Source organism: Lewinella sp. (assembly GCF_050633125.1).
Taxonomy (GTDB): domain Bacteria; phylum Bacteroidota; class Bacteroidia; order Chitinophagales; family Saprospiraceae; genus Lewinella.
Genome location: NZ_JBOEFX010000105.1, coordinates 1 through 9,749, shown reverse-complemented (window position 1 = coordinate 9,749; position 9,749 = coordinate 1). Strand labels below are relative to the sequence as shown.

Below are 9,749 nucleotides of genomic sequence, written 5' to 3'. Positions count from 1 at the left end.
TTGAAGTTTCCGCTAACTCAAGGCTACACGCCGTGCTGGAGCGAAGCGAAAGCATGGACGTGTAGCTAAAGTTCCACGCATTATTTATACTAAAAAAGATCTATATGATTTCACTCTCTGGACTTTCAATAACTCAACATTTTTCAGGAATATATTTTTCTACTAATTCAGAAACCATTTTTCCATATAATTCAAAAGCAGCGTTATAGTCACTATCTAATAAATAATTGTAACCTTGTGTTATATAGCTATTATACAAATAATCATATACTTCATTAGAGTTGTGTAATTCTTCAATTCGAGAACAAATTATTGGAGCCAATTTGTAATAACTATATACATCCGATGGATGTTTATTCATAACCCATTCATCTCTGAAATTTCTAAATAAAGCAAGCTCAGGGCAATTATCTAATGGAATTCCTACATTTCGCAAAGTTGCCGTAGTTATATAACAGCCAGTATCTTTTTTCACTTTAGGTGTTAGTCTTTCGATAATCTCTCCGGGTCTTTCAAATTCTAATCCACTAGTTTCATATGAAGCGCCGTTATGTGATAACTTGAACATAATAGTATGATTAATATTTAAAATACGTTTCACAGCATTAATCCGAGCTCTTTTCTCCAATTCATATTCTTTTTTATTTGTTTTTTCAAAACCTAAAACCGCCTTAACATACTCATATTTGTGATTTTCCAGGTCAGTTCTATTCTTCTTGAGTATTTTGATCAACTCATCATCAGTTTTTTCTGATTTAGCCGTCTCGACTACTATCGATTGATCATAGAACCAAGTATCATTTCCTGAGTTAATATCTATATTACTTTCGTGATCCATAATAGTATATTTTTTGCTACTTATTTACGAATATAGTATCTTTCCCTGAGTTTATTGATATATTTTCTTCTCCTATTTGTTTGTCACTTTCATTAAAGTATTGAGTATTATTACCTGAATTTATTTCTATATTTTTTTTGATCAAACTAGTGTTACTATTACCTACATTCTTATCAGAGTATTTAATAGCGATGTAAATCCCTATCAAACCTGTCACTAATCCTATTGCAGGTTCCCAACTTATATCTGAAATAAACCATGCGAAAGACATCAATGTCACTACAATACCAGAAATTAAGACCACTTTTTTCTTTTTCATCATAGTTGATTTTTCTGGAAAAACATACTCCGTAAAATATGATATTAAAACATATTCCTGATACAAAACACTAATATATCTTCAAAAATTTTATTTCATCTCACCACTGTGATTTATCGTTGTTCTTTTATTGCGTGGAACTCAAGCCTAGGCGACGTACGTAGCGTAGCGGAGTATGTACGTCCTAGGCAAAGTTGTGTGCAGAATTAATTCTCTTTAAAAGGGTAAACTATCTGTAGAATAGTAGAATTTACCTGTATAAAAGAAAAACTCTTGCAGCATATTTTGAGTCAACTCATTTACCTCTTTGGAATCTGTTAGAAAATCAACAAACTTCTGATCCTCAGAGACGCATATCCTTAAACTCCGATTATCGCTTTCATACACCATTATGAGGTAATCAATTTGGTAGCTATCAAAATACCTACTTTGTACTAGATGATATAGCCTGTGTTGCATTTTTACCTTATGCTTATTCAACTGGATACCGAGTTTTTTCCAATCTTTTACAAGATCTTTCTCATACTCTGTTCGCAACTTGGAAAAGAAGTTAACATTCCACTTATGTAGATAATCATAGTTCACTAAACTATCTGCAAAACAGTTATTTTTGATGAAATGGATTTTATAGAAATCATCTTTTCCATTTACAATAAACCTATTTAAATAGTTGATTTCATCAATATCTGAACATTCAATATTACTCTCTTCAAAATGTAATTTAACGAAACCTGACTCGACGACTGAAATTAAATAGAATGAATAAAATGATTTATGCTCAATTCTTCGGTCTAAATTCAGAACTTCATAAGACAAGGATTTTACAAGTGTACTAACCGATGAATAAATTGCTTTATCATTTTGAATCCTCCCATTACTCTTATTCATTTCTTGAAATGCAAACAAGTCTTCATTGATTGAATAAATGGCTGCCAATTTTTCATCCTTTGACACTTCATCAATTAGTCTCTTCCTCCAAGTAGAGTCGTCTAGCATATGTGTTAGACGTTCATCATTAGTCCAATTTGACGTTGGAAAATAATCTGAATTGGGATCATTCTGATTTAACTTTTTTGTTAGAAAGGCCCAATCTCTCTCCTCAGACTTCTTTGAGCTTATTAATAAAGTAGTGTAAAAACGAATTTCATTTACCAAAGATACTTTATATGCAAGGATGTCTATCTCCCTCATATTATTGGTAGTATCATCTATATAATACCGATTACTTATTACATTCCAGCTTCTTGATTGCAAGTCTTTGCTAATACTATACTCAAGAGGAAAGCCTGTTTTCTTAATGTTCGCGATATAGTTATCATAATTTTTATTCATATTCTTCTCCTTTGTTTTCTTTCAGACTATGGGTTGCACACAACTCAAGCTACAACGCAGGCTGACCGAACGGGAAGCTTGTCGTGGTAGCAAAGTTGTGCCCAGTATCACTCTTTCTTCTTCTTATATCTTGTTAATCGTTTTTCTCCTTCCTTTACTAACATCTCTTTTTCAACTGCTTTCTGTAAGTCTCTGGATGCTGTTGCTGGTGAAATATTAGAAAATATCTTCATGTAATCACTACGGGAAAAATACGCATCGCCAACCTCATTTAAAAAGTAAGTGACACGTTCTTCATCACCCATGTTTTCTGGACGAAGTTCTAGCAACTCTTCAAGACTTAATTTAATCTTTTCTAAAGAATATTCAACGAATCGTGTTGACAAACCTGACTTATCACTCTCGTTTAATACTCGATAATATTCTTCTTGACTATCTTTTATCGATTTCTCTAGAGGAGTATATTCAAATACAGGATTGACTTTCATTAATATCAATGTTTGCCATAACCTGCCCATCCTTCCATTTCCATCATAAAATGGATGAATGAACTCCATCTCATAATGAAATACACAACTTTTTATGATTAAATTATCCTCATCCTTATTTAAATATTCAAACAGTTGATGCATCAAATTTTGGACATTCCAACCTGGCGGAGCTAGATGAGCGACTTTATTTCCTTGCACTATACCTACTCCTCCTGTTCTATATCTTCCTGGATTTTCTACTAATCCTTCCATTAACATTTCGTGCGCTTTCAAATATGATTCTTCAGAGAATGGATCAAAATCAGCTAATGAATTATAAACATCTATTGCATTTTTTACTTCTAATATATCTTTTGTTGGACCTATTACTCTCTTGTTTTCTATTATAGCAGTAATTTGTTCCTCACTTAAAGTATTACCTTCTATTGCTAACGAAGCTCTAATTGTTTTTACCTTATTCCTCTTCCTCAGTTCTGTTTTAGGCTTTCTCAGGTAAGTAGCGTCAACAATCCCTAATAGCCTACCAATATCTGTCGAAAGGTTAATAATCCTAGGAGTTCCTTCATAATATTTCTGCAACATGATACTATCATTTGATACTATCAAAGATAACAAAAAGCTGATATCAAGTTATTATAGTATCATTTAATTACTATTTATTGGGCACAACTCACATTATCCGTATTGCACTTAATCCCCCTATACCTATCGCTACTGTTGCGCTTAATGTACCCTCCGCCTAGACAAAATACGCATATTTCCGTTGCGGCTAAGCAATCCTCAAAAATAAATTATTGCGGATAAGTAGCAAATTGCATAGTGAGATCACTCCTTCTTGTCCTTCGGTGGGCCAAGAATTGCATCTAGCGGACTTAAAATTTTATCGGTAGCACTACTGGTGACGTGAGTGTAAATCTCTGTCGTCTTACTAGAGGCATGACCGAGTAAATCTTGAATGTAACGAAGATCGACGCCTTGTTCTAAGAGGTGGGTCGCAAAGCTATGGCGTAGAGTGTGAACAGTGGTGCGTGGGTTGATACCCGATGCTACAACAGCTCGCCGCAGTATAGCTTGTACACTACGGTTGCTGTATTGACCTCCGTCCTGCCCTTCAAATAGCCAAAGCTTGGGTTGGTATTTCTTGAGATAGGTCTGCAGCGCTTGGAGGCAATTTTCGGAAAGGAGGGTGTAACGGTCTTTTTTGCCTTTTCCTGAATCAATAAATATTTGGCGGCGATCATAATTTATGTCTTTTAGCTGAAGGTTGGTTAACTCACTTAAACGGAGCCCCCCGGAATAGATCAACATGAGAATACAACGATGCTTGAGGTTGGAAACGGTCTTTAGTAAACGAATGACTTCTCCCTGACTCAATACTGTCGGTAGCTTTCGGCCTTTTCGTGGCTGGATGATATCCCAATCGTAGGCCAATTCTAATACAGTGCTGTAATAAAACTTGAAGGCACAAATCGCCTGTTGTTGAGTGGCTGGCTGCCAGTTCTTTTTTTGAATTTTATCCAATAAATAAGTACTGATCTCCTTGATGCATAAGCTGGAAGGGGGCATAGAAGGGAAAAATAAGAAGAGCATTCTTAGCTGACTTAAATAACTTTTGATGGTACGCCAGCTGAAATGCCGCAGGCGCAATTGTTGTTCGGTTGCTAACAATGCCTCATAGATCAATGCCTGATGACCTGTTATCGCGGGCATCATCATCTTTGCCACTGTACTTACCTGTTCTTTGGTTTGTTTGTTTTTGGGGGAGTTCTTTTCGGGGATTAGGGTTAGGCAGTAAGCCGAGAGGTGGCTGGTTTTTATTTTAAGCCAATTGTCTTTGTTTGCTGTTACCATCCATATTCTTGTTTTAGGGTACCATTTTCTACCCTCTAACTGAATGAGTTGCTGATACAAGGCTTTACTATAGGGGATTTTGATGACCAGCCGAGTAACTTTCAGATTTAGAAGCGGATGATCACGTACTTCTGTAAGTAAATTCACTAGATATTGACGCCCCTCTTCGGTATCGGGAATAAGGTAGCCCTCACCATCTTGAGCAGGACGACTTCCTGGGATGATATATAATCGCTCAAGCAATAAAGGGTCAGAAGGGGATTCGACAAGGAGTTGGCTGCCATTGGTGTGGCGTTTTAAAGAGAAGCGCATAGTACTTTTGGCACAATAGTAAGGCCAAGAACTGCAACAAGTCGTATGATAAACGTATACTTCTGTTTGTAAACGTTTGTAAACGGATAGATTTTAAATTCACACCTGCAAAGCCGCGAACCGAACAAGTGAGCGGAACAAATAGAGCGAGTAGGACCTAAGGATGGCGGGAGTGCTAGTAATGAGGAGTCTGGTGCCGAGGAGCGCAGGCATAACCCCGAATAATCTACACCCTATTCCTATCGTCCCCAGCTACAAATGCCTTGATGTTTAGTACTACTTCCTGCATCAAACGCTGGCGTGCAGCCTGTGTGGCCCATGCGATATGTGGTGTGACAATACAATTGGGTATACCAATTAAGGGGTGGTCTGCCGGAGGAGGTTCCTGTTGCAGTACATCTAGTCCGGCAGCAGTGATGATGTTTTCCTTTAGGCAAACAGCCAACTCTTGCTCGTTGATTAAGCCTCCTCTGCCTGTATTGATGAGGTAGGACGGCTTGGGCATGGTGCTGAGGAGTTGGCGGCCAACAATTTCCTCATTATCTTGATTGAGTGGTGCATGGAGGCTCACGATGTTGCTTCTTTGGAATAACTCTGGAAGGCTTACGAATGTTACTCCTTCCATAGCATCACGCTTTGGGTGTTTGTGGTGGGCCAATACTTGCATGCCGTGAGCGAGCCCCACTTTGGCTACCGCTTGACCGATGCGGCCTAGGCCATATATACCTAACGTGAGGGTACTCAATTCGGGGATGACACCCAGCGTATAGGCAAAATCGGGGCTTTTGCTCCAGTCGCCAGCTTGTACAGACTGATTGTGAGCACCTATGCGGCTCGTCATGGCGAGGATCAGTGCAAAGACATGCTGGGCTACTGCGGGCGTGCTGTAACCTGCAACATTGGCTACGGGAATCCCTCTTTGGTTTGCTGCTGCAATGTCCACGTTGTTATAGCCAGTGGCAGAAACCGCTATAAATTGGAGTTTAGGCAGATTAGCAATTGTAGTCGCATCCAAAACTTGTTTGTTGACCACAAGCACTTCTGCTGTACCAGCTCTTTCTAGTAATAATTCAGGGGCAGTCCTTGGGTAAATCTGAACATCTCCAAGCGCTTCTAAAGCTGACCAGCTTATATCTCCCGGGTTAAGGGTGTGGCCATCGAGTATAACTATTTTTAGCATGATCCGCTTTATTTGATTTTCTAAAATATTTACACTTCCAACAAACTTGGTTGTTTGACAATGCGCTTTAAATAAGCAAAGAGCTGGCCTCCGTGCGAAGCATCGAGCATCCTATGATCCATCGCGATCGCAACTTTCATGATGGTGCGTATTTTGATTTCTCCATCTACGACCCACGGTTTTTCCTGGCTTCCGCCTAAAATGAGGACAAATGGCACATTGGCAACGGGAAAGAGGGCCGGGTAGCCAACATCAAGCCCGAGGCTGCCGATATTGGAAACCACAAAGGAGCCAAAGCGATGGGTAGATAAGCCCGGTAAAGAGATACCCCAACGGATGGTCAATAGATAGATTAAACGATACACCCACGTTCTAAATGGCCAAGGGATATTGCCTAAACCATTTTTTAGCTTTTCACTTTCATCCTGCTGCTGGCGAGCTGTTTTTATTTTTGTTCTTAGCTGCGTTACCGCAGCTTCAAGGCTGAGCTCGTCTACTTTTTCTAATTTGACCGACCCCATTTGGCCTTTTGGGAGCAAAACGCTGACCATCGCATCGATCTGAGGGTGTAATTCCACTTTTCCTCGCCGGATGAAGCTATTCATTTCGGGGATCTTTTCGGCGATGGCGCGAGCGGTTGCTACGGTAAAAATATGTGTAGGTGTAAGCTTTAGACCGTCACGGCGCTTCTGCTGAATAAAAGCATGGAGGTTTGTTACATCAAATTCTACTGATCCGACAATCTTGGAATCAGTAGGCTTTTGATAAATAGTAGACGCTGTTCTTCGCCATGCAGTATCTAAGGAGCTGTTTTTCATAGGGTTTAGACCAGCTTTTCGTGGTTATGGGTTAAGACCAGTTTTAGTTCTTCTAATTGCTTAGTTTTGAAAAGGAGCTGTTCGACTACCGTCAGTTCGACCAGAAAGGTAGCTGGATCGAAAGCCTGGGTATAGGCATCGTTAAAGTAGAACCGGAAGTCATCGAAGTTGGAGCAGCGCAGCAATTTGAACTCTTGATCACGAACATCAAAAACCAGGAAGTAGCGAAACTGTGGGGTAGGGTAGAGGGGCTCAATATTGAGAAAGACTGGGAAGTCTAGGTAGGTAGCTTGGAGCATCCCAAACAAATTGGCCTCAAATAGTGGGTAGTAGTAAAGTTGAGATGCAACATTAGCTTTTGCCAAGCTTGCCTGTGCCTCCTTCAACTGGTGTTCCATTTGCAATAAAGGAACCTCTTTCGTCTGGAATTTAAGGTAAGGTTCCCAGCTATTGGTGGATAGCTGGAGGTATTCAACTTCTCCGACGCGTAGTTTGTAGTCAAAGCGCTCGTAGCCAGGGACTACATAACCTGGATAGTAGTATTTGATACTATGCTGACGGCAATACTCCATCTCTAATAGCATGGTGTAATAGCCAATACTGTATTCGGCGTAAGCGGGATCGTAGATGCCAAGAATGCTCGCAACACTGTCTTTCCCAAGATCAAAATAGCTTAGACCTACGAGCTGGTCACCGTCGTAAATTTGGCTTTCAATCGTATGGTAAGTATTGTACTCTTCTCCGTCTAGAAGGCTTTCTTGCAAAGAACGAGCAATGTAGCCAGGAAAGTGTTGCTTATACTTCTGGTATAAATTCTCTTTCTCTTGCGTAAGTTTAAAAGGAGCATATTTTATCTGAAAACGTTCTGCATTTTTCCGCATCAGCTTCCGCTGCCCTTTGCGAAATTGATGTTGTTGCATATTCAGTCTGATCCAAATAGCGGAATAGAGCTGCTCCCCAAAACAAAGAAAGTGAGTTGTAAAGATAGATTGCCCCATACGATACCAGCCTCTGGCAAGGTATTCGTCTAAGGAACTTCCCAAGACTGCTTCAGGATAATGCTTCTCCGCAAAAAAACTCATAAGGACAGATGTGTGACAGGCAAAGAAACAGGTTTTTTCTAAAATGAGTTCCTGAGAGTAGCCTCAGATTTGTAAAGATAATACACCTCACGCTAATTAATATTCGCGAGGAGAAAGGTTTTGCTGATTGGGTGAAAGAAGTCCTCTTGTTTTCAAAAGAAACTCGGTCACCGTTTCTGTGCGGAATAACAATTTTCGCTGTTCTAAGACATAGCGAAAAAGCTTGTGCCCTTGGGGGATTTGCTCAAAAAAGGTAATCATTCGATTAAAATCGCAAACCCAGCATTCGTAGACGGCTAAGTCAATATTGTAGACCGCGACCCAGCACTTTTGTGGAGATGGACAATGCAGGAGGAGTAAGAAAGGCTGCTCTAAAAGTTTATAAATCCCTTTCTGCATCATCTGCATTTCAAAGAATACGTATTGGTATATAGGTACACGATAGTCCAAAACCTCTAATTCTTTCTGTAATTCCTCGGTATGATCGAGAATCAAAGTTAAAGGACCATGTTTAGTATTATCAAACGATGAATAAGGCAACCATTTCCTAAGTTGAAGACTCCAGAATTCAACTTCACCAATCTTTGTTTTGTAATCAAATAGGGGAATGTCTGGTGATATATAACCGGGATAGTAGTACTGTAGGCCGTTTTCTTTACACCATTCTATTTCTAACAACATAGTGTAAGTCCCTAGGCTATAATCTTTATAAGCGGGGTGATAGATGCCCGCTTTGCTGTAGGTGCTGTTTTGGCCAACATCGAAAAAACTAAAGGCTACCAGTTCCTCCTCTTTATAAACGGAACATTCCAGGGTATTGAAGATTTTTCTGCCATCGAATTCTGTATGAATTTGTAACTCTTCAACACTTTTGGTGGGGTTCTCGAGTAGGTATTGTTCGTTCACCCTAAGTTTCTCTTGGGTAATTTCAGCACTGCGAATCTCTATCCGGAAAATTTGATTGTTCTTACGCAAGAGTTTACGCTGTCGTTTGCTCCACAAATGCGAAGTCAAGGGCAGTCGGGTAGGGACGACACTAAAGATTTCTCCTAACTCTAGTTGGATAAAATCAGCGGTATAAATTCTTTGTCCCAATGGTCGCCAGCCCCGGGCTAGGTATTCGTCAAGTTCGGTGGCACTTAAGCTGGTGGGCGCTAATATCGATGAAGGCATATATCAATTTTCCTCAGGGGCGATTACGTTGAACGCTCCTTCTATTCATCTCCTTTTCTCAAGCTGTAAAGATAATAGATGTTGGAGGATTTATGCTCACTTTGTTTGTGGTTTATGCTCACTTCGTTCGCGGGAGTGTTCGCTGCGCTCACGGTCGTGCTCGTTTCACTCGCGGGGAGATTTGCTGACGCGAATGGCTGTGCTCACTTCGTTCGCGGGGTGGGCAAAAACCGCGAGCGCAGCGAGCACCACCGTGAATTCCGAGAAATCGGAATGAACACCACCGCGAGTAAAACGAGCACCTTCGCGATTCCGATTCATCGGAAGAGCATCCCCGCGAGTGAAACGAGCAC

At 40.2% G+C, this 9,749-nt stretch carries 10 protein-coding genes; all 10 read right to left on the bottom strand.

The genetic code is table 11. The features are described 5' to 3' along the window. Positions 1–133: 133 nt before the first annotated feature. Positions 134–838, bottom strand: coding sequence for a hypothetical protein (locus ACRBG0_RS21385; protein WP_431488888.1), 705 nt, complete (start codon positions 836–838; stop codon positions 134–136). Positions 839–854: 16 nt separating this feature from the next. Next, complete coding sequence (locus ACRBG0_RS21380; RefSeq protein ID WP_431488887.1) at positions 855–1,157, bottom strand: hypothetical protein; 303 nt, start codon at positions 1,155–1,157, stop codon at positions 855–857. Between the two features lie 216 nt (positions 1,158–1,373). Beyond that, entirely contained in the window at positions 1,374–2,489 is a 1,116-nt protein-coding gene (locus ACRBG0_RS21375) for a hypothetical protein (protein WP_431488886.1), read from the bottom strand. Positions 2,490–2,596: 107 nt separating this feature from the next. After that, the gene (locus tag ACRBG0_RS21370) at positions 2,597–3,562 is read right to left on the bottom strand and encodes a Fic family protein (protein ID WP_431488885.1); all 966 of its coding nucleotides are present in this window, start codon (positions 3,560–3,562) and stop codon (positions 2,597–2,599) included. Between the two features lie 243 nt (positions 3,563–3,805). Further along, on the bottom strand, positions 3,806–5,143 hold the full coding sequence (locus ACRBG0_RS21365) for a tyrosine-type recombinase/integrase (protein WP_431488884.1): 1,338 nt from the start codon (positions 5,141–5,143) through the stop codon (positions 3,806–3,808). A 226-nt stretch (positions 5,144–5,369) separates the two neighbouring features. Beyond that, the gene (locus ACRBG0_RS21360) at positions 5,370–6,323 is read right to left on the bottom strand and encodes a D-2-hydroxyacid dehydrogenase (protein ID WP_431488883.1); all 954 of its coding nucleotides are present in this window, start codon (positions 6,321–6,323) and stop codon (positions 5,370–5,372) included. Positions 6,324–6,352: 29 nt separating this feature from the next. Continuing rightward, the gene (locus ACRBG0_RS21355) at positions 6,353–7,141 is read right to left on the bottom strand and encodes a 2-oxo acid dehydrogenase subunit E2 (RefSeq protein ID WP_431488882.1); all 789 of its coding nucleotides are present in this window, start codon (positions 7,139–7,141) and stop codon (positions 6,353–6,355) included. Between the two features lie 5 nt (positions 7,142–7,146). After that, a complete protein-coding gene (locus ACRBG0_RS21350; RefSeq protein ID WP_431488881.1) occupies positions 7,147–8,223 on the bottom strand; it encodes a GNAT family N-acetyltransferase in 1,077 nt (358 codons plus the stop codon). A gap of 96 nt (positions 8,224–8,319) precedes the next feature. Next, positions 8,320–9,396: a GNAT family N-acetyltransferase gene (locus tag ACRBG0_RS21345; protein WP_431488880.1), complete on the bottom strand. Its 1,077-nt coding sequence runs from the start codon at positions 9,394–9,396 to the stop codon at positions 8,320–8,322. Positions 9,397–9,561: 165 nt separating this feature from the next. Further along, positions 9,562–9,749 (bottom strand): hypothetical protein (locus ACRBG0_RS21340; protein WP_431488879.1); only part of this gene is annotated, 188 nt, incomplete at its 5' end.